Raw genomic sequence first — 24,102 nt, 5'->3', positions numbered from 1 at the left:
CTGACGACGATCCGCGACCGGCCCGATATGACCGGTATCACATGATCTTAAACACACTCTTCGGGCAAACCGCCGACTCATGACGCGATTCGGTTCCCGGCAGCAGAACGAATCCACGGCAATCCCCGGTGAGGCGTGGTGGCGGCAACCCCTGGTCAGCCGACCTCGGGGGTGACGAGCAGCACCTGGTCGTCGGAGCCGTTGTCGGTGGTGAGCAGGAAGCCGCCGTCGCTGCCGAAGGGGGTAAGCGACCGCAGCCTGCCGTACGTGCCCTCCAGTGCGTCCGCCTCGGCGACGTACTCGGTTCCGTCGTCCGACAGTGCCAGGAAGACGAGCTTCTCGCCCTGCTGACTCGAGATCACCGCCGCACCGTTCCAGGAACCCCACTGCTCACCGTCGGTGAACGTGACGTCGGGGGTGGCGATGGTGGGATCACCCGAACTCCACACTGCGGGCAGGGCACCGGGAACCCGGTCGCGGTCGGTCATGGGGACCGATTCGTCGTAGACCGACGACCGTCGATCGGGGCGGTAACCGTAGTTGCCGCCCGGCACCAACAGGTTCAGCTCGTCGTCTCGGCTCGTCCCCTGCTCGACCTCGAAGATCTGGTCGGTTCCGGGACGGATCGCCAGTCCCTGCACATTGCGATGACCGAGAGTGAAGATCCGATCCGGGGCATCGGCTGCGGCGGTGCCGTCTGTGTTGACGTGTAACACCTTGCCGCCCAGTGAGTTTCGATCCTGAGGAACAGTGGGGCTCGCCGTGTCCCCGGTGCCGATGTACAGCGTGCCGTCGGGATGGGCCAGGATGCGGCAGCCACCGTGACGCCCGCCGTCGGCAACGGGAATGTCGTCGACGAGGGTGCCTGTGCGCGTGAGGGCCGTCCACTGCGGGTCCACGGTCCACGACATCACGCCGATGTGGTTACCGTCGTCGCCGCGCACACCCTGACAGGTGTAGATCGTTCGCGACGCAGCGAAATCGGTAGCCAGTGCGATCCCCATCAGTCCGGTCTCACCGGCGGCGTAGAGATCGCCGAGGTCCGCATTCAGTTCACGCTGGACTCCGGCCGAGTCGCGGATGACGAACCGGCCGGAGCGCTCCCCCGTCAGCACCGTTCCATCGAGAGCGACCACCACGTCCCACGGTTTGTCGAGGCCATCGAGCACGGTGGTGACCGACAGGTTCGGTAGCGGCCCGGCAGGCGCGGCCGGGGAAGGAGCAGCGTCGGAAGAGCTCTGCGACGCGGTCGCGGACGACTCGCTCGGCTCTGCGCTACTGCCCTGGTCGGTGGTGTCCGCCGAACAGGCCGCCAGCAGGGCGACGCTCATGGCGAGGACGGCTGCGCCGGTGACAGGTTTCTTCACGAGCGCTCCTGACGATGTTCGATGAGTCCCATTTTTCCGGTATCACCGTTTTCGCGACTTCCGAACCACCGACCGAGTGTGTCAGGACACCAATCGATACCCGGCTTCGGCGACTGCGGCGTCCACCGCCGCGGTGTCGAGCGTCGAATCGCTGCTCACCACGACCGCACCGGAATCCACATCGACGTCGACGCCGGTGACTCCCGAGATCTCCGATACCTCTTCCGTCACCGATGCGGCGCAGTGCTCGCACGTCATGCCCTGGACCGAATATGTCGTCTGCATCTTCACTCTTCCCTCTCGAGTCAGGAACGAACCAGGCGCGCGATGGCCTCGGAGGCCTCTTTCACTTTCGCGTCCGCCGCGGGTCCGCCGTGTTTCGCGGCTTCCACCACGCATCCAGCGAGGTGGGCGTCGAGCAGCTTCAACGACACCGACTGCAGAGCTTTGGTCACCGCGGACACCTGGGTGAGAACGTCGATGCAGTAGCGATCGTCTGCGACCATTCTCGATATCCCGGCCACTTGGCCCTCGATACGACGCAATCGCTTCAGCAGGTCGTCCTGCTCGGCGCTGTAGCTGCTCATGTCCGCCCATGATACCCCTACCCGGTAGGGGGTGCGCCTCCGGACACGAGTCGCCGGACGCCGTCGACCGTCAACAGTCCGGCCACGATGGCGGCAAGAGCGGCCAGCGCGATCCAGGACCCCGAGTAGAACGTCCCCGAATACGCCGGGGACACCTCCGGAACAGCGGGAAACTGCGTGGTGCGCACCCCGGCGTTCCAGCACGCCACCGCTCCGATCACCGCGAGCAGAGCCAGCACCAACTCCGCCCACCCGAGGGACTTCCTCACAGGTACTCCCGCTTCGCCGTTTCGAGAGCCGCGCGCAGACCGTCGTCGTCCTTCGCCCACGCCTGCACCAGTCCGCCGCCCACCAACCGCAGCCCGATGCCGTGCCGCTTGCGCGGGACGCCCGACAGCTCTCCGAGTACCCGCGCGGTCTCCCACTTCTTCGGCTCGTATTCGCCGTCGGCGTACTCGGCTGGGGGCAGAATGTCGTCGATCTCGTCGAGGTCGACGGTCTCGGTTCCCTGTCGCAGCCGACGGGTGGTGAGTTCGACGCTGACGTGCATCCGCGCGGCGCGGAGCTGGACGTACGTGAAACCGACGAGAATCAGCGAGAAGAGAGCGAGAGCGAACCAGTGGACCACCGGTCCTGATGCGAGCTCGACCGCGAGTACTACGAGGCAGAACACCGGCCCCCAGGCCAGCATCCGCCACCGGCCACCGGGCTCGTGGAAGAGCACGGTCTCGTCGATGGGGGTATCACTGCTCACGGATGAACCACTCCCGTGCCGACGGCCGGTAGACCAGGACCGCTGCGACCACCAGCGCGACGGTGATCACCAGCAGCACGAACGGGAACACCAGCGCGGCGAAGGTCAGCAGCAGCGCGGTGGCTCCGGACAGCGCGACAAGGGCGCGTCGGAACCGGCGGTCTCCGCTCCGGACCGGGCCCGACATCAGGCCGACGGCCAGCCCGACCACACCGAAGATCACGCCGAGTCCACGAAAGACCGTCAGGAAGGAATCGACCTGTTCGTCCGTCGCACCGCCGGTGGTGAACGACGCGCGGATCTGGTCGGCGGGGAGCGTCAGGGCGATCATGCACACGACGATCAGCAGCACCGCGGAGGTCAGCCACAGCCAGTAGGCGGCGGAAACCACTCGGGGCCGGACGATCGGTGTGTCGGTGTCTGCGCTCACGCCAGACATCCTGCCACCGGGGGTGAGCTGTGCGTTCGGCCGGCAGAGATTTCCGCGCCGACGCGACGTGCTCAGCCTGCAGAAATTCCCAGTGCCATGATCGCGATGGCGGCCGAGACGGCGAGCAGCAGCCCGAGCAGGGCCCAGCCGGGGCGACCGCTCTCGGCGGGACAGGGCTCGCGATCGACGGCCGGTGCTGCGGTCGGCTGCGTGATGCTCGCTGCTGCAGGGGTGTGCTCTGCCATGTCGGTTCCGATCACTCGAGACGATATCGACAGTGATGCTAGTCACACAGCCCGTACCGCAGCCCCGAACACGCCCGAAATTATCGAGTTCTGAAAACTACCGCCGTCCCGAAGCGACGAAGTATTCGTTGGATTCCCGACGGTGCATCAGGTAGATCGCCCCGGCGGCCAGCACTCCCTGGCCGATGCCGAGCACACTCATCACGATGTTCATCGCTCCTGCGCTCGACGCAATGGCGAACAGTTCGAGGATCATGGTGAACACGGTGAACGATCCGATGATGGTGAGCAGCATGCGCGCCCACATCTTGCCTGCGCGCATCCGCTTGACCCAGAACAGGAACAGCGCCCCGAAACCGAGTACGACGAACACCGTGACGACGAGCATCACCGTCACCATCGACTGCGTGGACTCCACCGTCATGTCGGCGGCTGCGTCCTGCGCTGCGAGGTCGTCGAGGAGGGACTGCGCGAATTCCTCGCGCGCCCCGAACAGCGTCCACACCGAGAACAGCGCCGAGAGCGCCCCGATCAGCGCCACTCCCCACCACAGGTGGCGTGCGGTCTCGACGTCGACGGGCGCCGGACGCGGGGTCGGCTCGAGCTCCGGTCCTGTCTGCGGGAACCCGTGCTCGAGCTCCCAGCGCTGCCAATCCGGCTGCGGCGGTGGGTTACCCGGCCTGTTGCTGTCTGGGTTGGTGCCGTCCGGGTTGTTGCTCGGAGGAAATTCGTTCACAACCAGCCCGCCACTTCGGTAGCCCAATAGGTCAGTACGACATCGGCACCGGCGCGTCGAATGCCGACGAGCGATTCCAGCACCGCTGCGTCGCGGTCGATCCACCCGTTCTGAGCGGCGGCGGTGATCATGGCATATTCCCCGGAGATCTGATACGCCGCAACCGGAACCGGTGACATCTCGGCGACGTCGCGAAGAATGTCGAGGTACGACATCGCCGGCTTGACCATCACCATGTCGGCACCCTCGGCGAGATCGAGTTCCACCTCGTGGGTGGCCTCGCGGCGGTTCGCCGCATCCTGCTGGTACGTCCGGCGATCGCCCTGCAGCGAGGACCCCACTGCTTCGCGGAACGGGCCGTAGAAGGCCGAGGCGTACTTCGCCGAATACGCCAGCTGACCGACCTCGACGTGGCCTGCAGCGTCGAGTCCGGCGCGGATGGCCCCGACCTGCCCGTCCATCATTCCGCTCGGTCCGAGCAGGTGCGCACCGGAATCCGCCTGTGCGACGGCCATGTCGACGTACCGCAACAGGGTGGCGTCGTTGTCGATGGAACCGTTTTCGCCCAGGACTCCGCAGTGCCCGTGGGAGGTGAACTCGTCCAGGCAGGTATCGGCCATGATGACCGTCGAATCCCCGAGGTCGGCCTTCAGCCGCGCCAGGCCTCGATTGAGGATTCCGTCCGGGTCGGTTGCCCCCGAGCCGGTTTCGTCCTTGTCCTCGGGCCTCGGTACGCCGAACAGCATGACGCCGCCGACGCCTGCCGAGACGGCCTCCTCGGCGGCAGCACTGAGCGAATCCAGCGTGTGCTGAAACACTCCCGGCATCGAGCCGATGGCCCGCGGCTCGGTGATGCCGTCGGCCACGAACATCGGCAGCACCAGATGCCGTGCCTCGAGCGAGGTCTCGGCCACGAGTCGACGCAGTGCCGGCGTACGGCGCAGGCGTCGGGGACGGTCGGTGGGGAACAAGCGAACTCCTTACGGACCGGGTGTGCTGAGCGTGAGATCGGCGGCCGAGTTACCGGCGGCGCGACTTCTTGCGCGGCGGGGGCAGTGCGCCCTCGGCCCGCAGGCGGGCCGCGTGCTCGGCGAGAGCCTCGACCAGCGGTCCGACCTGTGCCGACTCGGGCTGCACATCCACGCGCAGACCGAATTCGACGGCCGTCTCGGCGGTCTTGGGTCCGATGCACGCCACCAGGGTGCGAGCGTGCGGCTTTCCGGCGATGCCGACCAGGTTCCGGACGGTGGAGCTCGACGTGAAGCACACTGCGTCGAAGCCGCCGGTCTTGATCATCTCGCGGGTCTCGGCGGGGGGCGGTGCCGCCCGAACGGTGCGGTAGGCCGTGACGTCGTCGATCTCCCAGCCGCGTTCGCGCAGCCCCTCGGCGAGCGTTTCGGTGGCGATGTCGGCGCGCGGCAGAAGGACTCGGTTGACCGGGTCGAAGACCTCGTCGTACGGCGGGAAGTCCTCGAGCAGTCCGAGCGAGCTCTGCTCACCCGAGGGCACGAGTTCGGGGTTGATGCCGAACGAGCGCACCTTCGCCGCGGTTGCCTCACCGACACAGGCGATCTTGACGCCGGAGAACGCGCGAGCGTCCAGACCGAACTCCTCGAACTTCTCCCACACCGCGCGAACGGCGTTGGTCGAGGTGAAGACGACCCACTGGTAGCGACCGTCGACCAGGCCCTTGACGGAGCGTTCCATCTGGGCCGGGCTGCGCGGGGGCTCGACGGCGATGGTCGGAACCTCGATGGGGATGGCACCGTGGGTGACGAGGCGATCGCTCATCTCCCCTGCCTGATCCTTGGTGCGAGGCACCAGCACGGTCCAGCCGTACAGTGCGCGAGATTCCCACCAGGACATCTTGTTTCGACCCGAGACGACCTTGCCGACGGTGACGACCAGGGATCCGACGAGCTCGGATCCGGCGTCGTTGAGGGTGGCGAGGGTGGCCTCGACGGTGCGCTGCTGACGGGTGGTGCCGCGGACGGTGATGGCCGCGGGTGTCTGCGGTGCCAGGCCGTGTTCGACGAGGGCACTGGCGGTTTCGGCCAGGTGACCCGATGTCGCGTGCAGCACCAACGGGCCGGGGGCCGCGGCGAGAGCTGCCCAGTCGACCTCGCCTCGAACGTCGGCCTCGGTGTGACCCGAGCCGAGTGCCATTCCGGCGTAACTGGGCACGGCCGATCCTGCGGGCAGCCCGGGGAGCACCTCGAACGGCACGTGCGTGCGTGCGACGGCACCGACCTCGGCGATCACCGAGTCGGTCGTGAGCGGATCACCGGAGACCAGGCGAACCACGTCGTGGCCGTTCTTGGCTTCGGCGAGAAGAGTTTTGGCGACCTCGGCCGGTTCGCCGAGTGCCGGACGAACCTCGACACCGTTCTCGCCCGTCTCCGGGTCACGCGGAACGTCGGCACCGACAAGGGCGGTGACGCCCTTGTCGACGTCGGGATCGGTGAATGCGAGCTCGGCCGCTCCGAGCACTTCCCGTGCCCGGACCGTGAGCAGAGCCGGGTCACCCGGCCCGGATCCCACGAACAGGATCCGTCCGTTGGTGTTCTTGCGGACTGGGCTCATCGGTTGTTCTCCAGTGCTGTCTTGTGTGGGTACTGCAGTTCTATCGGGGTTGCGGTGCCCCGTTTCGGAATCAGTCGAGCGGTGGCGATCGACTCTCTTCGCACCACGGGACGGGTCGCCTTGCGTTTGGCGTGTCCGCGGACGGGTGCCGTTATGGCCCTAGACATGAGATCCACCCCGTAGACGAGAATCGGCCTGTGCCGGTTCGGTGACCGAAACGAGTTCGCGCGCACCGAGATCGAGCAGTTCGCGGGCCAATTCCCGGCCCAGCTCCTCGGCTCGCTCGGGTGATCCGACGATCGACGCGCGGATGGTGTCGCTGCCGTCGATGGCGGCGACGCAGCCTCGCAGGGACAGTTCGTCGAAGATTCGGCCGTCCTCGTCGATGGATTCGACGACCTCGGCGATCGCGCCGACCGGGGCGGTGCAGCCGGCTTCGAGTTCGGCGAGCAGTCCGCGTTCGGCTGCCACCGCGGAACGTGAGTGCGCGTCGTCGAGGGTGGCGATGGCCGCCGCGAGATCGGTGTCCTCGACGCGGCATTCGACGGCGAGCGCACCCTGGGCGGGTGCCGGAAGCAACTGAACCGGGTCGAGTGCTTCGGTGACCACGTCCAGTCGGCCGATGCGGGCCAGTCCGGCGCGGGCGACGATGACGGCGTCGAGCTCACCCGACGCCACCTTCCCGATCCGCGTGTCGAGGTTGCCGCGCAACGGCTGAACGTCCAATCCCTGTCCGAGAGCGCGCAATTGAGCGATACGACGCGGGGCGGACGTGCCGACCTTCGCGTCGGCGGGCAATTCACCGAGTACCAGTCCGTCACGGGCCACCAGGGCGTCGCGCGGGTCCTCGCGAGCCGGGATGGCGGCGATGGTGAACCGGTCGTCGGCCGCGGTCGGCAGATCCTTGTACGAGTGCACCGCGATGTCGACGGTGCCGTCGGCCAATGCCTCACGCAGCGCCGCGGTGAAGACGCCGACGCCGATCGTCTGCACGGGAGCAGCAGACAGGTCGCCTGCGGTCTTGACGATCACCAGTTCCGCTTCGACTCCGGCTGCCGCGAGGGCCACCCGAACCGTGTCGGCCTGGGTGGTCGCGAGAAGGCTTCCGCGAGTACCGATCTTGACGACGGCGGTCATTCGGCACGCTCCTGACCGGTGGTTCCGCCGGGGTAGGCGTCCGAGCGTAGATCGGTGCGGCTGGCGGTGAAATCGTCCACCAGTTCCAGCGAGCCGATCTCCATGGGTGTGGCGACGGCATCGACCGAGCCGGGGCTCAGCTCGAACAACTCCCGCAGCGCAGCGGCATAGGAATCTCCACCCGGTGTGCTGGCGAGCTGCTTGACCCGCACGGTGGGCGAATGCAGGAGCTTGTCCACGACGCGGCGCACGGTGCGCGCCACCTCGTCGCGCTGCGGCGAGTCGAGCCCTGGCAGTCGCGATTCGAGACGGAGCAGCTCTCCCTCGACCACCTCGGCAGCGCGCTGGCGCAGCGCCGTGACGGTGGGGGTGACCTCGGCAAGTCGTTGTCCGGCAAGGTAACCCGAGAGTTCACTGGAGACGATCTCGCGGGCGGCCGAGGCGTCGTTGGCTGCGGCACCGGCAGCAGGATCGCGCTGCAGGGACTCCATGTCGAAGACGGTGACGCCCGGCAGACCCGACACCGCGGCGTCGACGTCGCGCGGCAGACCGAGGTCGCAGATCACCAACGGTCGATCCGAGCCGCGGCGGGCGAGCGCGAGGTGGGCGTCGGCGATGGAGACCACGGCCCCCACCGCTCCGGTACAGGTGAGGAGGATGTCGGCCTCGGCGACTGCGTCGGCCAGGTCCTCGATGGCGACCGAGGTTGCTGCGATCCCGTTGGAGACGGCGTTCTCGGCCAGGTGGTCGGCTCGCTCGCGGGTGCGGTTGACCACGGTCAGCGCGCCGATGCCTGCGCGGCCGAGGTGGGCGACGGCGAGGCCGCCCATCGCTCCGGCTCCGAGGACGACGGCCTTGCGGCCGGCGAGGGAACCGTCGAACTTGTCGGCGGCGCGGTCGAGGGCTACCGAGACCACCGAGGCTCCGGCGGCGTCGATTCCGGTTTCGCTGTGCACGCGCTTGCCCACGCGCAGGGCCTGCTGAGCCAGTTCGTGCATCACGCGGCCCGAGGCCTGCTGGCCGTCCGAGGCGGCGTAGGCCGAACGGATCTGGCCGAGGATCTGCTGCTCGCCGATGACCATCGAGTCGAGGCCACTGGCCACGGCGAAGAGGTGCTCGACGGCGGCCTCGCTGTAGCGGACGTACGCGTGCTTGGTCAGGTCCGCGATCTCGAGCCCTGAGTGTTCGCCGAGAACTTCGCCGACGGCGGTCAGCGCGCCGTGGAAGGCGTCGACGACGGCGTAGATCTCGACCCGGTTGCAGGTGGACACCACCATGACCTCGGAGATGCTTCCGCTGGCCATCAGCTTGTCGGTCAGTTTCGGGCGATCGGTGTCCGTGATGGCGACACGCTCGAGAACTGCGACGGGAGCGCTACGGTGCGAAATCCCGACGAGAAGGACACTCACGGTGCAATCACCGATCCGTTTCTTGTCGAACTGTTGACTGGGCTTGGATTGCCGGCGATGCGCGGGCCGTGACTGCGGCCGAGGCGTGCCGTTGACGTGAGCGGGGGCGGCGATACCGGCTGCGGCCGGGGGGCGGTGACGATGGCCGGACCGTCGATGTCGGTCGGTCCCGAGACGTTGCGGGAGCTGTTGAAGGAGAGCACCTGCATCTCCACTGCCAGGTCCACGCGCCGCACCTCGACATGCTCGGGGACGTCGAGAACCATCGGCGAGAAGCTCAGGATGGATTCGACGCCACCGGAGACGAGTTGCTCGGCGACGCTGTGCACGGATTCGTCGGGGGTGGCGATGACGCCGATGGTGGCTTCGAGTTCACGGCAGGCGACCACGAGTTCGTCGACGTGCCGGACGGTCAGTCCGTCGATGTCGATGCCGACGCGCGCCGGGTCGTTGTCGAACAGTCCGACCATCGTGAAGCCGCGTCGGGCGAATCCGCCGTAGCCGGCCAGCGCCTGTCCGAGGTTGCCGACTCCGGCCAGGACGACGCGATGGCCGCGATCGAGTCCGAGTGCGCTGTCGATCTTGGCGCGCAGGCGCGCCACGTCGTAGCCGACTCCGCGAACGCCGTTGGGGCCGAGAAAGGACAGATCCTTGCGGAGTTTGGCCGATCCGACGCCTGCTGCGGTGGCCAGTTCTTCACTGGAGACGATGAGAACGCCCTCGTCTGCGAGGATGGAGAGGACCCGCAGGTACGTCGCCAGACGGGTGACCGTAGCCTGAGGGATGACCCGCTCTACGCCGCTGGGCGACGGGCGCTCTTCGGTCACGTCTGGGGCTCCTCGTCCGAACGGCGTCGATGCCGGTCTTCACGCTGATCCTGCGTTCGTGTCTATTTCACGGACGCTGTTCACACCACGGTAACTGCTTGTGAACGAATGAACAAAGTTGCGCACACCGGCCCTCACCTGCACACGCGAGAGCAATCACACGTTCTTAGGGTGCCCTGCCCGGGTGAGATCGGCTCGCAACCGCGGCACGTCTACCTCCCAGTAACTGTGTTCGATGCCGTCGAGGAGCACCACGGGCACTCGATCCCCGTACTCCGCACGCAGGTCAGGCGATTCCGCTGCCGCCTCGTCGACGTCGACGACGGTGACCGGCACGTCGAATTCGCGGCACACCTCGCTCAACACCTCGAACGCGTGCGTGCAGGAATGGCAGCCTGCGCGGGTGAGAAGAGCCACGCCGGTGGGAGTCGTCTGCATGAATCCACTGTGACACGAGCTCGGCGGAGACGAAGGTCACAGTCCCCGGTCCGATTCGGGGGCCGAACGACGGGCGCGCAGTACTGCCCTTCGCCTGTCGTCCGGACGACCCCGACTAGGCTTGCGGCGAGCGACTCGACTGGGAGGTGGACATGGTGAGCGACGGGGGAACAGACCTGCCGATCGAGAACACGCCCGATATCGACATGGTCGATACCAACGATCCGAGCGAGGACAAGCAGTTCAAACGCCGCATCCGCAGGATTCGCAATCCATTCGGCCCGACCGACGCCGAGGTCCGCGCCAACGTGGCAGGCCAGGCCAGTGCCGATGCCGCCCTGGCGTTGCAGATCGAATCCGAGGCGGCCGTTCCGCGGGATCTGACTGCTGCCGCCTTCTTCGACGTGGACAACACGATGGTGCAGGGCGCGTCGATCATTCACTTCGCTCGCGGGTTGGCCGCGCGCAAGTACTTCACCAGCGGCGATCTGGCCCAATTCGCTTGGCAGCAGGTCAAATTCAGGGTCAGCGGCAAGGAGAACAGCGAGGACGTGGCCAGCGGCCGCGAGAAGGCGCTCTCGTTCATCACCGGCCGTCCCACCTCGGAGCTGACCCGGCTCGGCGAGGAGATCTACGACGAGTTGATCGCGGACAAGATCTGGGCCGGTACCCGGGCTCTCGCGCAGATGCACCTCGACGCCGGTCAGCAGGTCTGGCTGGTGACGGCCACTCCTCTCGAACTGGCCCAGATCATCGCCAAGCGCCTCGGCTTGACCGGGGCACTCGGAACGGTCGCCGAGAGCAAGGACGGGGTGTTCACCGGCCGTCTCGTCGGCGACATCCTGCACGGCATCGGTAAGGCGCACGCGGTGCGTTCGCTGGCGGTGCGCGAAGGTCTCAACCTCAAGCGCTGCACCGCGTACTCGGACAGCCACAACGACGTGCCGATGCTCTCCCTGGTCGGCACCGCCGTGGCGATCAACCCCGATACCGACCTGCGTGAGCTGGCCAAGAACCGGGGTTGGGAGATCCGCGACTACCGCACCGGACGCAAGGCAGCCAAGATCGGAGTGCCCACGGCGTTGGCCCTGGGAGCGGTGGGCGGTGGGCTCGCCGCGGTGATCGGCCGTCGCAAGTCCTGATCCATCCCGGTGACGACAGTCAGAGCGTGAGCTGCATCAGCGTCAGGTCCAGCCAGCGACCGAACTTCACACCCACCTGCGGCATCTGCCCGACGGTGACGAACCCGAGTTTCTCGTGCAGTGCGATCGAGGTGGTGTTCTCGGATTCGATGAACCCGACGAGCACGTGCACCTCGCTCGCCTGCGCCCGCTCGATCAGTTCGCTCAGGAGCGCACTGGCCAGTCCGCGACGGTAGAAGTCTCGGTGGATGTACACCGAGTGTTCCACCGAATGCCGATAGCCGCTCTTGACCCGCCACTGCCCGTACGACGCGTATCCGGCCACCCGTCCGTCGACCTCTGCGGTGAGGACCGGGTATCCAGCGGCGATCCGGCCCTCGAACCAGGCCGTGCGATCGGCGAGATCGACCTGTTCCTCGTCCCAGATGGCGGTGGTGTTGGCGACCGCATCGTTGTGTATGTCGAGAATCTCGGGTAGATCGGCAGCGGTGGTGTCGCGGATATGCACTGGCACAGGGTAACCCGAGCGTCTAACCCAGGAAGACGTTGCGCCTCTTGGCAAGCAGTCGATACAGCGTGTGCTGGATGGTCTCGCGGACGTGGTCGGTCAACTCGAACAGCACCATCGGATCCTCGAACGCGGTGGAGTCGTACCCGTCGGTGGGGATCGGTTTGCCGAATTCGATGTACCACTTGGACGGCATCGGAATCAGACCGAGCGGACCGAGGTGCGGGAAGAAGGGCGTGACCGGAAAGTAGGGCATTCCCATCAGTCGGGCCAGCGGTGCGATGTCGCCGATCTTGGGGTAGATCTCCTCGGAGCCGACGATGGAGCACGGGATGATCGGCACACCCGTCCGCAGTGCAGCCGAGACGAATCCGCCGCGGCCGAATCGCTGCAACTTGTAGCGCTCACTGAACGGTTTGCCGATGCCCTTGAACCCCTCGGGGAACACCGCGGCGACCTCGCCGGTACGCAGCAGACGCTCGGCGTCGGGGTTGCAGGCCAGCGTGTGCCCGGCCTTGCGGGCGATCGTGCCGACACCGGGCATCTCGAATGCCATGTCGGCGGCCAACATTCGCAGAGGCCGGTGTGCCGGGTGGTGATCGCGCACGGCGACCGACGCCATCAACGCATCGACGGGCACCACGCCTGCATGGTTGGCAACGACCAGTGCGCCGCCGTCGGACGGAATGTTCTCGATGCCTTTGACCTCGACGCGAAACCACTTGTCGAACAGCGGCCGCAGCAACGGAAGCCAGATCGCGTCGGCGAAGTGCGGGTCGTAGCCGAACTCGTCGACGCTGTAGTCACCGGCCAGCCGCCTGCGTACGAACTCGGCGACCGAGGAGATCTGGTCGACGATCGTGGACTTGGTGTCGTCGATCATCGACAGCAGTGGAGCCGGTATCGACGGCGTCACGGCCGATGCGGCGGCAGGCGCCGGGTCCAGCAACGGCGTCGGCTCTCGGGGATCGGTGTAGGCGGAGGGGTGCCGCTCACGCGAGCCCGCAGCCGCTCGGGCCGAGCGTCCCGAGGTGCCGCCGTGCAATGGAATCACTTTGGCCACTTCGCTCACCCGTCCCCTCCCGAACTACGCACCGCTCCGGAACGCGGCAGTGCTGCCAGTGCACGCGCCGTGGACGCGCCTGTCTCGACGGCCGAGACCAGTCGATCCTCGACGCTGTCCACCCATTCGGTTCTGATGACCGGCCGCAGCGCTGCGCCTCGGACGAAGTCGTCGAATGCCTGAACCGTGGTCCACCGCGGCCCGAATCCCAGGACGGACCGCATGCGGGTGGTGTCGAGTCCGCAGCCGAAGTGGAAGTAGTCGAGTTGCTCGGTGGTGAACTCGCGCATCATGCCGCCCATCAGGGCGCGGCCGACGCTCTTGAAGAGGGGGAACGGTACCGGCACCTGAACGCGGCCGGCTCGGCGAATCGCCTGGGAGAGCATGATCGTGCCGTCGGCTCCGATGTTGAACGTGCCCGCCGACCCGCCGAGAGTGGCGCGCTCGAGCGCAGCCAGGGCGTCCTCTTCGTGCAGCAACTGCATGCGGGCGTCGCGACCGACGATGCTGGGGATCAGCGGCGAGGTCATGTAGCGCGAGATGGTGCCGTTCAGTCGCGGACCGATCAGCGGTGCCATGCGCAGGATCGACACCGCGATGTCCGGTCGTCGACGGCCGAGGCCACGTAGGTATCCCTCGATGTCGATCGTGTCCCGCGCGTACGCACCGCTCGGGGGGCGTCGGGCACTCATCTCCTCGGTGAATTGCACGGGGTCCTTCGCGCTGCAGCCGTACACCGAGGACGACGAACGCAGTACGACCCTCTCGACGGTCGGTGACTTCTGGCAGACCGCGAACAGCTGCATCGCGCCGATGACGTTGAGGTCCTTCATCGTCGCGCGGCCACCGGATTTCGGAGGCTTGGCGACGGTCGCTGCGTGCACGACGGTATCGACGCCTGCATTGCGAATCACTTTGCCGATCAGCGGATTACGAATGTCGGCGCGGACGAATTCCGCGCGACCCATCCGGCGCAGCAGATCCTTGCTCGGAGACACGGCGTCGACGGCGATGACGCGCTCGACGTTCGGATTCTGGGCCAGCCTGGTGACGAGGTAACCGCCGAGGAATCGACTCGCTCCGGTGACGAGGACCACTCGGGGCGCGGTCGATCCACGATCGCTCGGACTCACTGCGCACCCCCAACGTCGGTTCCGCTGCAAAGCCTACTGGATCAGCAGGTGTCCGGGTGGGTGAGAAGCAAAGCCCGTTCTTCGAACGGAAGAAGCCCGCCACCGACGGTGACGGGCTTCTTCGTGAAGCAGATGACGGCAGGCTTATTTGCCGAGTTTCCTGCGCTGCACGCGGGTACGACGAAGCAGCTTGCGGTGCTTCTTCTTCGACATGCGCTTGCGACGCTTCTTGATCACTGAACCCATGCGGGTGTCCTCACGTTCTTCTCTAGCGTTTTCGCGCACGCCGTTTGCGTACGCCTACCTGACAACCAAGCCCTGAGGCTGCGGTCACCGAGCTGGCGCTGGGGCCACGTACTCGCCCACGGCTACACACCGGCTGGCTGGCACGACGAGCGCCAATCCTACCGGTGTGAACCAGGACTTACGAAACCGGCCCCACGTGCACTACTAGCCTGCGTCGAAGTACGAGGTCTCGAGATAGTCGTGGACCGCCTTGGCGTGCACACGAAAAGATCGACCCACTCGTACAGCGGGCAATTCTCCGCCGTGCACCAGCCGGTACACGGTCATTTTCGAAACCCTCATCAGCGTCGCCACTTCGGCGACCGTGAGGAACTGCGTTCCGGCCAGAGCCGGTTGACCGTCCGGGGACGAACCCTTGGACGGCTTGTTTATAGACGCCATCAATCCACATACCTCCGGCACGTCTCATGCGGCAGGCTTCCCCTCCTGCCGAACAGACACGCACGTGCTGCCCCCGAGCCTATAGGGACAGATGGGGTTACTGCGACGGGAGTGGGGAAAAGATTTTTTATTCTGCTGTGATGCCCATCTCAACGGATCGGGCATTCGCGGCACCGAGGGCATCGAAAAACGCTGCTCGGAGGCCGTTTCTCTCCAGTTCGCGCACCGCAGCGGCGGTGGTTCCGCCCGGAGAAGTCACGGCGTATCGGAGCTCGCTCGCGCTCTCGTCGGAGCGATCGAGCATCGCCCCCGACCCCACCATCGTCTGAACCACGAGCGCCGACGCCACGTCGCGGCTCAATCCCAGGCCTACTCCCGCGTCGATCATGGCCTCGGCCACCAGGAAGAAATAGGCCGGGCCGGAGCCGGACACGGCCGTCACGGCGTCGAGCTGATTCTCCTTGACCACGACCACCTTGCCGACGGCCGAGAGGATCGAGCGCACCAGTTCGAGGTGCTCGGCGCGGGCGTACTTGCCCGGTGCCAACACGCTGACGCCCTCCCCCACCAACATCGGGGTGTTGGGCATGACCCGAACGACCGGGAAACCGGCGGGGAGCTTGGGCTCGAACTTGGCGGTGGGGACGCCTGCGGCCAGCGAGACGATGAGTTGTTCGCGATCGCCGTCGAGTTCGATCTTCGTGATCTCGTTCAGTGCCGCTTCGACGTCGGCCGGCTTGACCGCCAGCACGATCACGTCGGCACCCTCGGATGCGTCGCCGACGGTGGTGGTCAGTACTCCGAATTCCTCGGCGATCTCCTTGGCGCGGGCCTCGGACTTCTCGGCGACCACCAGATCGCGCACAGCGTGGCCGGACTCGAGGAGTCCCGCAATCAACGCCTCGCCGATCCGTCCGCCGCCGATCACTGCAATTCTCGTCATGGACGCCAAGCCTGCCATGTCAGTTCGAGCGCGGCACCATCGCCAACTGTCTGCTCTGCACCACGACGGCACCGGTCGAATCCAGCACCACGTGGTCCTCCTCGAACCAGGTGCTGCCGATGACGGTGCTGGTCGCCGCCACGCGCAGCCACCCCGGTGCCGGACGGCGTCGCAGGTAGGTCGTCAGCTGCACGGTCGGAGCCCAACCGAACATTCCGCGGTTCATGGTCACCGGGGCCGAGATGTCTCCGGTCATCAGCGCGAACAGGACGGCGGTGTCGACGTCGGCCTCGTCGCCCGCGAAGGGGCGCACCCACAATCGAATCTCCGCCTCGCCCTGCTGACCGGTCAGGAACGACGCCGACGATGCGTCGATACGCATCTCGCAGCCCTTGGCGACGTGCACGATGGACGCCATCGGATGATCGCCTGCCACCGCGAGTGTCTCGGCGGGAGGTTCGACGGCCATCGACGACAACGACGTCGGTGTCTCGTGGTGGGGTTCGTCGGAGTCCGGACGACCGAGGGTCACCACCGCCCGCACGGCAACGCGTCCGGCCTGGGTGAGCTCGACGTCGACGTGGGAGACCTGGCGACCGCGCTTGCGCACGATGGTCGTCAGCGCTACCTCGCCGGGATCGGGTGCGGCCAGGTAGCTGACGCTCACTGCGAGCGGCTGGATCTCGGTCTGCTCCGGGTCGGTCCTTACGATCTGCTGACGCGCTGCTGCGGCGCAGACCGCGAGCATCGCGCCGCCGTGCACCTTGGGACCGATGGTCCAGGTGGAGTCGATCGCGCCCGCGAACGATGCGGTGTCGGCGTCGACCTCGAGCGCGGTCAGGGTGGTGGCGGCCTTGAAGGGGCTGGCGGAACTCATTGGCGACAACTTACCGGCGGCCTCAGGACAGGTGTGCGCGGGAGAACTGCAGTGCTTGTCCGAGCATCGACGATCGTTCGGGGACCGTGCGCGCGTTCTGCGTGTTGATCTCGATCACTGCCTGACCTTCGAAGCCGCGGCGCACCAGTTCGGTGCACACCTCGACACATGGCTGGCTGCCGTGACCGGGGATCAGATGCTCGTCGACCGATGCGCCCCGGCCGTCGGCCAGATGCAGGTGCGCGATGCCCTCGCCCATCCGGTCGAGCATCTCGAGCGCGTCCGAGCCTGCGGTGGCGGTGTGCGAGAGGTCGAGCGTGTAGTGATCGTGGCCGACGTCGGTCGGGTCGTACGACGGCGAGAACGCCGACAGGGCTGCGCCCGGACCACCGCGTCGTTCGAGTCGCTGTGCGGATTTCTCCTTGCGCCCGAAGAAGCGGTCGGCCCGCATCGGGAACATGTTCTCGACGGCGACCACCACGTGGGAGTTCGCTTCGAGTTCGGCGACCTGATCGGCGAAGCCGTCGCTGTACTTGCGCTGCCACCGGAACGGTGGGTGCACCACGACCGTCGCCGAGTCCAGCTTCTCGGCCGCCTCGACCGAACGGGCGAGTTTGGCGACCGGATCCGATCCCCACACTCGCTGCGAGATCAGCAGGCACGGCGCGTGGATGGCCTGCACCGGCATCGAGTACTCCCGCGAGAGCGCGGCCACCGCGTCGACGTCCTGACTGACCGACTCGGCCCACACCATCAGCTCGATGCCGTCGTACCCGAGCTCAGCCGCGTACCGGAACGCCGCCTCGGTGTTCTGCGGGTAGACCGAGGCCGTGGACAGTCCCACCCGAATTCGCTGCGCACCCATCGGCGTGCCGGCTCAGCCGGTACTGAGCTGGAAGGCGAGCGGACCGAGCGTGACGAAGACACCGACGGCGATCGCGATGACGATCGACATCAGATCGTCGGTGCGTCGCAGAATTCTCACCACTGCGACGAGCCCGACGATGACCAGGACCGACAGCACCAGCGCGACCCACGGCAGCACGTCCCACAGTTGCTCGAAGCCCTTGAACAGCAGCGCGCCGACAGCGATCGACACCACGGCCTGACCGATCAGCACCAGCCATTGCCGGACGGCACCGCCCTTGCCCTTGACCGCCGCTGCCCGGCGATCGGTGCGCGAGGCCGCAGTCGCGCTGTCGGCCTCCGCGTCCGGTGCGTCGTCGGTTGCCGTGTCGGTCTCGACGTCGGTCGCGGTCTTCGGCTCGTCGTCGATCCCCGGCTTCACGAGATCGACGACCTCGGTGGCGGCGGACGTCTCGACCCCCGCCGACTCAGCTGTGGTGTCCTCGACGCGCGCGAGGCGCGGCGACACCACGGTCTTGGTCAGGTCGTCGACGTCGACGACCGCTGCTCGCGGAGCGACATCGGTGTTCGGCTCGGCCACCTCGACCTGCCGCGGTGCGCGGAAGCCAACCGGCTTGCGGGTCCGACTCTGCTCGGCCGGGGTGGATCCGTACGGAAGCCGATCCGACGTCGGCGTCGCAGCCGCCGTCGGTGCCACCGGGTGCCTGGCGCGTTCGGTGTCGTCGTGCGAGCGGTTCAGCAGGTCACCGGCAACCGTGGTGGAACCGGACAACAGTTCCGGCTCCGGCTGCTGCTTCTCGCGCTTGCCTGCCGGTTGGAACGGGGTGGGGCGAGTGCTCTGCGGCCGAGCCGGCTGTGGCCGCGAGGAGACGGCGGCGGGTGCAGCGTCCTCGGCCGCATCGTTGCTCTGCGGCGCTGCCGGAGCGACGTCGGACGTCTCGGGCTCGGGCTCGTCGGGGGCCGGGGTCTCGACAACCGGGGCGCTGCGGTTGCCGGGCTCGTCACGAACGACGGGGATCTCACCGGTCAGCTCGGCGACGGAGATGCCGCCCTTGACGCCACGGCGACGGCGACCGCCCGCGCTCAGGTTCGTCTTCTGACCGTTTCGGGCCAAGAGCTCGGCAACCGAGATCTGTCCGGTGTCCTCCGGGTTGGTGTCGCTCATCTCGAACTCCCCACCAGATCGCCGTCGGTTTCGGGGTCCAGCTTCCTCAACATCAAACCTTCCTTCAGCGCCCACGGGCATATCTCGAATGACTCCGTTGTCGATGCCCGCATGCTCGCCTCCGCGACCAGAGCCCCGGCCGCCAGTTGTGGCGACCCGTCGGCGCTGACACCTACCGATTCTGCACGGTCGGCCGCCATGATCCGCGATACGAACGCTACGAGTTGCCTCGAGGAGTTGACTCGAGCCGCGTCTGCACCGACGTCGAGCACCCCTATTCGCACATGCCCACGGTACTGGGTCTACCGTCGTCGTTTGTGACAGCAGGTCGTGAGCAGCAGCCGTTCGCTGCAGAGGTCGAGATGGATTTCCCTCGAGAATGGGTCGAGTTCCCCGACCCCGACAATTCGGAACACCTCATCGTCGCGGATCTGACGTGGTTGTTGTCCAACTGGACCTGCGTGTTCGGGACTCCGGCGTGTCAGGGAACCGTCGAGGGCAGGCCCGACGACGGGTGCTGCTCCCACGGCGCGTTCCTGTCCGACGACGACGACAAGCGCAAGCTCGACGAGTCGGTGAAGTTGCTCACCCCCCAGGACTGGCAGCTCATGGACAAGGGTCTCGGCAAGAAGGGGTACGTCGAATACGACGATCTCGACGACGAGCAGTCACTGCGTACGCGGCGCTACAAGGGTGCCTGCATCTTCCAGAATCGACCCGGGTTCGAGGGCGGAATCGGGTGCGCGCTGCACTCGATGGCACTGCGCAAGGGCATCGAACCGCTCGAGGTCAAACCCGACGTGTGCTGGCAGCTGCCGATCCGGCGTACTCAGGACTGGGTGACGCGGCCGGACGGCTCCGAGATTCTCAAGACCACGATCGGTGAGTACGACCGACGCGGCTGGGGCGAGGGTGGTCTCGATCTGCACTGGTACTGCTCGGGCTCGCCCGACGCGCACGTCGGATCGAAGCAGGTGTTCGAGTCCTACAAGCCGGAGTTGACCGAGCTGCTCGGCAAGGCTGCGTACGACGAACTGGCGTCGCTGTGCAAGCGTCGCCGCGGTCTGGGTCTGATCGCGGTGCATCCGGCCACTCGTGAGGCGGAGCGGCTGCGCCGCACGTGAGCGAAACTTCGTAGCCCACTACGAATTTCCGCTCACATGCCGCAGGCTCAGCGCTCACCTGCCGCAGGCTCTACCCCTCGAGCTTGTAGCCCAGTCCGCGCACGGTCACCAGGTGTTCCGGCTTGGCCGGATCGGATTCGATCTTCGAGCGCAGTCGCTTGACGTGCACGTCGAGTGTCTTGGTGTCGCCCACGTAGTCGGCTCCCCACACGCGGTCGATCAACTGCCCGCGGGTCAGCACTCGACCGGAGTTGCGCAGCAGATACTCGAGTAGGTCGAATTCCTTGAGCGGCAACGTGATCTGCTCGGATCCGACCATCACCACGTGGCGTTCGACGTCCATGCGCACCGGTCCGGCTTCGAGCACTCCGGTGTCGACTCCACCGTCGACCTCGGCGTCGGAGCCGCGCCGAAGAACTGCGCGGATGCGGGCGATGAGCTCGCGTGCCGAGTACGGCTTGGTGACGTAGTCGTCGGCACCGAGTTCGAGCCCTACGACCTTGTCGATCTCACTGTCGCGTGCGGTCACCATGATGACGGGAACCCCTGAGCGCGAACGCAATTGCTTGCACACGTCGGTTCCGCTCATGCCGGGGAGCATGAGGTCGAGCAACACGATGTCGGCTCCTGCGCGGTCGAATTCCGCCAGTGCCGACGGTCCGTCTCCGACGACGGTGGCCTCGAAGCCTTCCTTGCGGAGCAGGAAGGCCAGTGGATCGGCCAACGACTCTTCGTCTTCCACGATCAGAACGTTGGTCACTGATTCTCTCTTTCTGTAACCGAAGCGTCGTCTTCTTCTTCGAAGTACGCAGGGATCTGGAGGGTGAAGGTGGATCCGGTGCCCAGCTTGCTCCACAGCGAGATGCTGCCGTTGTGGTTGGCTGCGACGTGTTTGGCGATGGCCAGGCCGAGGCCCGTGCCACCGGTGGCCCGCGACCGAGCTTTGTCGACGCGGAAGAATCTCTCGAAGACGCGTTCCTGGTCTGCCTTGGCGATGCCGATGCCGCGGTCGGTGACGGCGAACGCCACGTTGTCTCCGCGCAGAGCTCGGCTCACCGAGACGGGCGAGCCGTCCGAGGAGTAGGCGATGGCGTTCTGGATGAGGTTGGCCAGGGCCGTCACCAACAGAGCTTGGTCTCCGAGGACCTCAAGGCCGCTCGGGTGGTCGGTGGTGACGGAGATTCCGGCGTTCTCGGCGGCGAGCTTGGATCGATCCATCGCCTCGTTGACGACGGTGTCGACGTCGACCACCTCGAGGTCGGGTAGCTTCTCGGCTCCCTGGAGTCGCGAGAGCGCGATCAGTTCGGTCACCATGTTGCCGAGCCGTTTGGATTCGGCGACGACCTTGCCGCCGAAGTGCCGGACGGAGTCCGGATCGTCGGCCGATTCGAGCAGCGCCTCGGCCAGCAGGCTCATCGCGCCGACGGGGGTCTTCAGTTCGTGGCTGACGTTGGCGACGAAGTCCCGACGCGTCGCCTCCATCCGGACCTGCTCCGAGTCGTCGTCGGCGAACAGCACCACGAAGCGCTTGTCTTCCTTGCTCAGCAGGCGCGCGACGCAGCGGACGGCGATCTTGTCGCGGCCGGTTCTCGGGTTCTTCGAGCTGAGGTCGACCTCGACGGGGTTTCCGTCGGCCAGGACCTTCAGAACGGTCTCCCAGGCACGATCGTCGATCAGACGGTTACGCACCAGTCCCAGCTCCTCGGCGCGCGGGTTGAACAGCACCACGTCGTGAAACTGGTCGACGACGGCGATGCCGCTCTCCGATGCGAGGACGATCAGGTCCAGTACCTGCGACATCGTCAGGCCGGAGCTGGCTCGGCGACGCTCCGAGTGTCGAGTGTTGAGGTACGGGATCAGAACACCGCCGACGAGGTATCCCACGAAGGCCGCGGCGATAGCCAGTAGTACGGCCGATGCGACACTCACACCGGAATCGTACGTTCGATGGACAGCTCACATACGCAGGGTGCAGGCATTTCCCTGGTCGTCATAGTCCCCGTCGGCAGTGTTCTTCGATCGTTCACCTGCAGTTACGACAAAACGTCGGTTTGCGGGAGGTGGCGTTACTTGCCGCCCTGGTTTGCCACGGCAGCTGCGCCTGCGGCCGCTGCTTCCGGATCGAGGTAGGTGCCGCCCGGGTTGGTGGGCTTGAGCTTCCCGTCGACCTCCTCGAGGTCGTACTGCAGCGGAATGCCGGTGGGGATGTTCAGTTCGGCGATGTCCGCGTCGGAGATCTCGTCGAGGTACTTCACGAGAGCGCGCAGCGAGTTGCCGTGCGCGGCGACGAGGACGTTCTTGCCTGCCTTGAGGTCGGCGACGATCGTCTCCTCGAAGTACGGGATCAGGCGCTCGACGACGTCGGCGAGGCATTCGGTCAGCGGAACGCTGTCCAGATGGGCGTAGCGCGGATCGGCGTCCTGGCTGTGCTCGCTGCCGATCTCGATGGGCGGCGGCGGGGTGTCGTAGCTACGACGCCACAGCATGAACTGCTCGTTGCCGTACTTGTCCTTGGTCTCGGCCTTGTTCAGTCCCTGTAGTGCGCCGTAGTGCCGTTCGTTCAGACGCCAGTCGCGGACGACGGGTATCCAGTGCCGGTCGGCCGCGTCGAGTGCGAGGTTGGCGGTGCTGATCGCGCGACGCAGCAGCGAGGTGTACAGCAGGTCGGGCAGGGTGCCCGCCTCGGCGAGGAGCTGGCCTGCGCGCTTGCCCTCGGCCTCACCCTTCTCGGTAAGTCGCACGTCCACCCAACCGGTGAACTGGTTGGACGCGTTCCATTCGCTCTCGCCGTGACGAAGCAGAATCAAGGTTCCGATACTCATGTGGTCAGTTTCTCATGCTCCGGCTGCGCCGGCCCGCGTACGACGAGCACGCCGACGACGACGATCATCACGACGGCGGTGAGGGTGATCGGGATGGGAATGACGGGGTCGAACAGCACGAGCACGGCACCGGTGGGGACGACGACGTTGACCACTCGATCGGCGTGGGCACGGATAGCGATGAGCCAGACCCCGAACACGAACACCGCGATCGGGATCGTGACCGTGAACGACGCGGCGGTGTCGCCGAGCTTGCTCTGCTCGGTCAGTACGTCGATCTCGACCTCGATGCCGGCCGAGAACGCGCCTGCTGCCGCGAAGATGAAGTAGTGGGCGTAGCCGTAGATCACCGAGTTGCCGAATTTTCCGATCGCTCGGTGATGCGGGGGCCAGAAGTAGATCCACCACAGGCTCGCGGTGACGACGAGAGTGAGGACGGAGATCGAGATCAGTGGTGCGAGGGCGGTCTCGTCGTGAATTGCCTCGATGATCGCGTTGGCCGACGCGAGGAGGGATTCGCCGAGCAGAATCAGTGTGAACAGTCCGTAGCGTTCGGTGATGTGGTGCGGATGCCACGGTGTCGTGCCCCGCCGCTCGGCGATCAGCGGTACCGACATCTCGACGCCCGCGAGTACGACGAACACGACGATCGCGGCGGTGCCGTCGAGCAGCAGTACCCAGAGAATCCACAGAACCTGCACTCCCGCAATGCCTATCGCATAGGTCAGCGCGGTCTGTCGATGTTCGGGGCTTCGCGATGCCCGCAGCCACTGAGTCACCATCGCCACGCGCATCACCACGTACCCGATCACCACGATGGTGAAATCCTGGTCCACGAACGCCGATTCGATTCCTGCGGAGAGCACCAACACCCCGGCCATCTGTACGACGGTCAGCGTCCGATACAGCCAGTCGTCGGTGTCGAAGGACGTCGCGAACCACGTGAAGTTCATCCACGCCCACCAGATCGCGAAGAACACGAGCGCATAGCCGAGCAAACCGTCGGCGATGTGGTTCTCGGTGAGGTCGTGATGGAGTTGAACCGACGCAATGCTGACGGCCACCACGAACACCAGGTCGAAGAACAATTCGAGTGGGCTCGCGGAGCGATGCGGCTCGTTCGGATCACGAGGTCGCATCGGCACCAAACGGGCAGCGGAAGGGTTCACGATCGCAGACTAGGTCATCCCATTCGTGAGCGTTGTCTCGATTGTGTTGCAGGGTTGATATTGCGGACATTTCGGACATTGTTCGACGC

At 66.3% G+C, this 24,102-nt stretch carries 29 protein-coding genes and 1 pseudogene; 2 read left to right on the top strand and 28 right to left on the bottom strand.

Annotated features, from left to right (window positions below; translation table 11 throughout):
- Positions 1–155 precede the first annotated feature (155 nt).
- From CH296_RS15110 to CH296_RS15045, 14 genes are all read right to left on the bottom strand, one after another.
- Positions 156–1,331 carry a sorbosone dehydrogenase family protein gene (locus CH296_RS15110; protein WP_094685226.1) on the bottom strand — a complete coding sequence of 392 codons (1,176 nt, stop codon included), beginning with the start codon at positions 1,329–1,331 and terminating at the stop codon, positions 156–158.
- Between the two features lie 117 nt (positions 1,332–1,448).
- Entirely contained in the window at positions 1,449–1,652 is a 204-nt protein-coding gene (locus CH296_RS15105) for a heavy-metal-associated domain-containing protein (protein ID WP_094646896.1), read from the bottom strand.
- A gap of 20 nt (positions 1,653–1,672) precedes the next feature.
- On the bottom strand, positions 1,673–1,954 hold the full coding sequence (locus CH296_RS15100) for a metal-sensitive transcriptional regulator (protein WP_094685109.1): 282 nt from the start codon (positions 1,952–1,954) through the stop codon (positions 1,673–1,675).
- Positions 1,955–1,971: 17 nt separating this feature from the next.
- On the bottom strand, positions 1,972–2,223 hold the full coding sequence (locus CH296_RS15095) for a hypothetical protein (RefSeq protein ID WP_256980464.1): 252 nt from the start codon (positions 2,221–2,223) through the stop codon (positions 1,972–1,974).
- Entirely contained in the window at positions 2,220–2,645 is a 426-nt protein-coding gene (locus tag CH296_RS15090) for a hypothetical protein (RefSeq protein WP_045200992.1), read from the bottom strand. The genes CH296_RS15095 and CH296_RS15090 overlap by 4 nt, the downstream gene beginning before the upstream one ends.
- A 52-nt stretch (positions 2,646–2,697) precedes the next feature.
- Positions 2,698–3,138, bottom strand: coding sequence for a hypothetical protein (locus CH296_RS15085; protein ID WP_094629727.1), 441 nt, complete (start codon positions 3,136–3,138; stop codon positions 2,698–2,700).
- A 71-nt stretch (positions 3,139–3,209) separates the two neighbouring features.
- Positions 3,210–3,383, bottom strand: coding sequence for a hypothetical protein (locus CH296_RS28960; protein ID WP_155290783.1), 174 nt, complete (start codon positions 3,381–3,383; stop codon positions 3,210–3,212).
- A gap of 97 nt (positions 3,384–3,480) precedes the next feature.
- Positions 3,481–4,119 carry a hypothetical protein gene (locus CH296_RS15075; protein ID WP_094685108.1) on the bottom strand — a complete coding sequence of 213 codons (639 nt, stop codon included), beginning with the start codon at positions 4,117–4,119 and terminating at the stop codon, positions 3,481–3,483.
- Entirely contained in the window at positions 4,116–5,090 is a 975-nt protein-coding gene (gene hemB / locus CH296_RS15070; RefSeq protein ID WP_094629729.1) for a porphobilinogen synthase, read from the bottom strand. Before hemB ends, CH296_RS15075 begins: the two co-directional genes overlap by 4 nt.
- A gap of 49 nt (positions 5,091–5,139) precedes the next feature.
- Entirely contained in the window at positions 5,140–6,702 is a 1,563-nt protein-coding gene (locus CH296_RS15065) for a bifunctional uroporphyrinogen-III C-methyltransferase/uroporphyrinogen-III synthase (protein WP_032393884.1), read from the bottom strand.
- Between the two features lie 159 nt (positions 6,703–6,861).
- The gene (gene hemC / locus CH296_RS15060) at positions 6,862–7,839 is read right to left on the bottom strand and encodes a hydroxymethylbilane synthase (protein ID WP_094685107.1); all 978 of its coding nucleotides are present in this window, start codon (positions 7,837–7,839) and stop codon (positions 6,862–6,864) included.
- On the bottom strand, positions 7,836–9,248 hold the full coding sequence (locus CH296_RS15055; protein ID WP_094685106.1) for a glutamyl-tRNA reductase: 1,413 nt from the start codon (positions 9,246–9,248) through the stop codon (positions 7,836–7,838). Before CH296_RS15055 ends, hemC begins: the two co-directional genes overlap by 4 nt.
- A complete protein-coding gene (locus CH296_RS15050; RefSeq protein ID WP_032393881.1) occupies positions 9,245–10,075 on the bottom strand; it encodes a redox-sensing transcriptional repressor Rex in 831 nt (276 codons plus the stop codon). Before CH296_RS15050 ends, CH296_RS15055 begins: the two co-directional genes overlap by 4 nt.
- A gap of 156 nt (positions 10,076–10,231) precedes the next feature.
- Positions 10,232–10,513 carry a glutaredoxin family protein gene (locus tag CH296_RS15045; RefSeq protein WP_032393880.1) on the bottom strand — a complete coding sequence of 94 codons (282 nt, stop codon included), beginning with the start codon at positions 10,511–10,513 and terminating at the stop codon, positions 10,232–10,234.
- A gap of 206 nt (positions 10,514–10,719) precedes the next feature.
- Between CH296_RS15045 and CH296_RS15040 the strand changes: the two genes are divergently transcribed.
- Complete coding sequence (locus tag CH296_RS15040) at positions 10,720–11,655, top strand: HAD family phosphatase (RefSeq protein WP_045200988.1); 936 nt, start codon at positions 10,720–10,722, stop codon at positions 11,653–11,655.
- A gap of 19 nt (positions 11,656–11,674) precedes the next feature.
- Here the strand turns inward: CH296_RS15040 and CH296_RS15035 are convergent, their stop codons facing one another.
- The 10 genes and pseudogenes from CH296_RS15035 to CH296_RS14990 form a co-directional block, all read right to left on the bottom strand.
- Positions 11,675–12,163, bottom strand: coding sequence for a GNAT family N-acetyltransferase (locus CH296_RS15035; RefSeq protein ID WP_032394167.1), 489 nt, complete (start codon positions 12,161–12,163; stop codon positions 11,675–11,677).
- 22 nt (positions 12,164–12,185) lie between these two features.
- Complete coding sequence (locus CH296_RS15030) at positions 12,186–13,235, bottom strand: lysophospholipid acyltransferase family protein (RefSeq protein WP_094629731.1); 1,050 nt, start codon at positions 13,233–13,235, stop codon at positions 12,186–12,188.
- A complete protein-coding gene (locus CH296_RS15025) occupies positions 13,232–14,359 on the bottom strand; it encodes an NAD-dependent epimerase/dehydratase family protein (RefSeq protein WP_256980462.1) in 1,128 nt (375 codons plus the stop codon). The genes CH296_RS15030 and CH296_RS15025 overlap by 4 nt, the downstream gene beginning before the upstream one ends.
- A 144-nt stretch (positions 14,360–14,503) precedes the next feature.
- Entirely contained in the window at positions 14,504–14,605 is a 102-nt protein-coding gene (locus CH296_RS15020; protein ID WP_003402602.1) for a 30S ribosomal protein bS22, read from the bottom strand.
- Between the two features lie 204 nt (positions 14,606–14,809).
- Entirely contained in the window at positions 14,810–15,046 is a 237-nt protein-coding gene (locus CH296_RS15015) for a helix-turn-helix domain-containing protein (RefSeq protein ID WP_008713658.1), read from the bottom strand.
- Positions 15,047–15,173: 127 nt separating this feature from the next.
- Positions 15,174–15,989: a pyrroline-5-carboxylate reductase gene (proC, locus tag CH296_RS15010; RefSeq protein WP_032394165.1), complete on the bottom strand. Its 816-nt coding sequence runs from the start codon at positions 15,987–15,989 to the stop codon at positions 15,174–15,176.
- Between the two features lie 19 nt (positions 15,990–16,008).
- Positions 16,009–16,866, bottom strand: coding sequence for a thioesterase family protein (locus CH296_RS15005; RefSeq protein ID WP_094685104.1), 858 nt, complete (start codon positions 16,864–16,866; stop codon positions 16,009–16,011).
- A gap of 22 nt (positions 16,867–16,888) precedes the next feature.
- The gene (locus CH296_RS15000) at positions 16,889–17,731 is read right to left on the bottom strand and encodes a sugar phosphate isomerase/epimerase (protein WP_045198902.1); all 843 of its coding nucleotides are present in this window, start codon (positions 17,729–17,731) and stop codon (positions 16,889–16,891) included.
- Between the two features lie 12 nt (positions 17,732–17,743).
- Positions 17,744–18,898, bottom strand: a complete 1,155-nt coding sequence (locus CH296_RS14995) for a hypothetical protein (protein ID WP_094646858.1) — start codon at positions 18,896–18,898, stop codon at positions 17,744–17,746.
- Positions 18,895–19,149: pseudogene (locus CH296_RS14990) on the bottom strand (hypothetical protein); the annotation flags it as partial. The gene CH296_RS14995 and the pseudogene CH296_RS14990, both read right to left, overlap by 4 nt.
- A gap of 111 nt (positions 19,150–19,260) precedes the next feature.
- On the opposite strand from CH296_RS14990, the gene CH296_RS14985 reads away from it, so the two are divergent.
- Entirely contained in the window at positions 19,261–20,022 is a 762-nt protein-coding gene (locus CH296_RS14985; RefSeq protein WP_179272857.1) for a hypothetical protein, read from the top strand.
- A gap of 70 nt (positions 20,023–20,092) precedes the next feature.
- Here the strand turns inward: CH296_RS14985 and CH296_RS14980 are convergent, their stop codons facing one another.
- From CH296_RS14980 to CH296_RS14965, 4 genes are all read right to left on the bottom strand, one after another.
- Complete coding sequence (locus tag CH296_RS14980) at positions 20,093–20,782, bottom strand: response regulator transcription factor (protein ID WP_032393874.1); 690 nt, start codon at positions 20,780–20,782, stop codon at positions 20,093–20,095.
- Entirely contained in the window at positions 20,779–21,951 is a 1,173-nt protein-coding gene (locus tag CH296_RS14975; RefSeq protein ID WP_032393873.1) for a cell wall metabolism sensor histidine kinase WalK, read from the bottom strand. The genes CH296_RS14980 and CH296_RS14975 overlap by 4 nt, the downstream gene beginning before the upstream one ends.
- Positions 21,952–22,088: 137 nt before the next feature.
- Complete coding sequence (locus CH296_RS14970; RefSeq protein WP_094646857.1) at positions 22,089–22,844, bottom strand: phosphoglyceromutase; 756 nt, start codon at positions 22,842–22,844, stop codon at positions 22,089–22,091.
- Positions 22,841–23,983, bottom strand: coding sequence for a low temperature requirement protein A (locus tag CH296_RS14965; RefSeq protein ID WP_094646856.1), 1,143 nt, complete (start codon positions 23,981–23,983; stop codon positions 22,841–22,843). The genes CH296_RS14970 and CH296_RS14965 overlap by 4 nt, the downstream gene beginning before the upstream one ends.
- Positions 23,984–24,102: the final 119 nt, after the last annotated feature.

Source organism: Rhodococcus sp. 14-2496-1d, assembly GCF_002259365.1.
In the GTDB taxonomy this organism is placed as follows: domain Bacteria; phylum Actinomycetota; class Actinomycetes; order Mycobacteriales; family Mycobacteriaceae; genus Rhodococcoides.
This window is presented reverse-complemented; position numbering and strand designations above follow the sequence as displayed.

Excerpts from the sequence above, each read along its gene's own strand:
- CH296_RS15015 (WP_008713658.1), bottom strand. The coding sequence starts at position 15,046 with ATGGCGTCTATAAACAAGCCGTCCAAGGGTTCGTCCCCGGACGGTCAA.
- CH296_RS15065 (WP_032393884.1), bottom strand. The coding sequence starts at position 6,702 with ATGAGCCCAGTCCGCAAGAACACCAACGGACGGATCCTGTTCGTGGGA.
- CH296_RS15040 (WP_045200988.1), top strand. The coding sequence starts at position 10,720 with ATGGTCGATACCAACGATCCGAGCGAGGACAAGCAGTTCAAACGCCGC.
- CH296_RS15020 (WP_003402602.1), bottom strand. The coding sequence starts at position 14,605 with ATGGGTTCAGTGATCAAGAAGCGTCGCAAGCGCATGTCGAAGAAGAAG.
- CH296_RS14985 (WP_179272857.1), top strand. The coding sequence starts at position 19,261 with ATGGATTTCCCTCGAGAATGGGTCGAGTTCCCCGACCCCGACAATTCG.
- CH296_RS14965 (WP_094646856.1), bottom strand. The coding sequence starts at position 23,983 with ATGCGACCTCGTGATCCGAACGAGCCGCATCGCTCCGCGAGCCCACTC.
- CH296_RS15090 (WP_045200992.1), bottom strand. The coding sequence starts at position 2,645 with ATGCTGGCCTGGGGGCCGGTGTTCTGCCTCGTAGTACTCGCGGTCGAG.
- CH296_RS14970 (WP_094646857.1), bottom strand. The coding sequence starts at position 22,844 with ATGAGTATCGGAACCTTGATTCTGCTTCGTCACGGCGAGAGCGAATGG.
- CH296_RS15005 (WP_094685104.1), bottom strand. The coding sequence starts at position 16,866 with ATGAGTTCCGCCAGCCCCTTCAAGGCCGCCACCACCCTGACCGCGCTC.
- proC (WP_032394165.1), bottom strand. The coding sequence starts at position 15,989 with ATGACGAGAATTGCAGTGATCGGCGGCGGACGGATCGGCGAGGCGTTG.
- CH296_RS15110 (WP_094685226.1), bottom strand. The coding sequence starts at position 1,331 with ATGAGCGTCGCCCTGCTGGCGGCCTGTTCGGCGGACACCACCGACCAG.
- CH296_RS15045 (WP_032393880.1), bottom strand. The coding sequence starts at position 10,513 with ATGCAGACGACTCCCACCGGCGTGGCTCTTCTCACCCGCGCAGGCTGC.
- CH296_RS15100 (WP_094685109.1), bottom strand. The coding sequence starts at position 1,954 with ATGAGCAGCTACAGCGCCGAGCAGGACGACCTGCTGAAGCGATTGCGT.
- hemC (WP_094685107.1), bottom strand. The coding sequence starts at position 7,839 with ATGACCGCCGTCGTCAAGATCGGTACTCGCGGAAGCCTTCTCGCGACC.
- CH296_RS15105 (WP_094646896.1), bottom strand. The coding sequence starts at position 1,652 with ATGCAGACGACATATTCGGTCCAGGGCATGACGTGCGAGCACTGCGCC.
- CH296_RS15000 (WP_045198902.1), bottom strand. The coding sequence starts at position 17,731 with ATGGGTGCGCAGCGAATTCGGGTGGGACTGTCCACGGCCTCGGTCTAC.
- CH296_RS28960 (WP_155290783.1), bottom strand. The coding sequence starts at position 3,383 with ATGGCAGAGCACACCCCTGCAGCAGCGAGCATCACGCAGCCGACCGCA.
- CH296_RS14995 (WP_094646858.1), bottom strand. The coding sequence starts at position 18,898 with ATGAGCGACACCAACCCGGAGGACACCGGACAGATCTCGGTTGCCGAG.